1 protein-coding gene is annotated in these 241 nt (G+C 68.9%); it reads left to right on the top strand.

Annotation, left to right across the window (positions count from 1 at the left end; translation table 11 throughout):
• On the top strand, window positions 1-139 hold a 139-nt coding region (locus BN358_RS23860; RefSeq protein ID WP_157593481.1), incomplete at its 5' end, for a DUF664 domain-containing protein.
• Between the last annotated feature and the right edge of the window lie 102 nt (window positions 140-241).

A 241-nucleotide genomic window follows, 5' to 3' on the forward strand; every position in this document is an offset into this window, starting at 1 on the left:
CCTGGACCACACCTTCGACCGCCGCGGGGAGACCTGGTCGGTGCGCGCGCTCTATCTGCATCTGATCGAGGAATGGGCCCGGCACAACGGTCACGCCGACCTGATCCGGGAGGCGATCGACGGGGCGACCGGCGAGTAGCCCTCCGCCGGCCCGTGCACCCCTGCACAATGAGCGCGTGAGGTGGAGTTGGGAGGAATTCTTCCTCCGGCAGAACCAGCCGGCCTCCGACGGCACCGGCTT

The sequence above is a fragment of the Sedimentibacter sp. B4 genome (assembly GCF_000309315.1).
Classification (GTDB): domain Bacteria; phylum Bacillota; class Clostridia; order Tissierellales; family Sedimentibacteraceae; genus Sedimentibacter; species Sedimentibacter saalensis.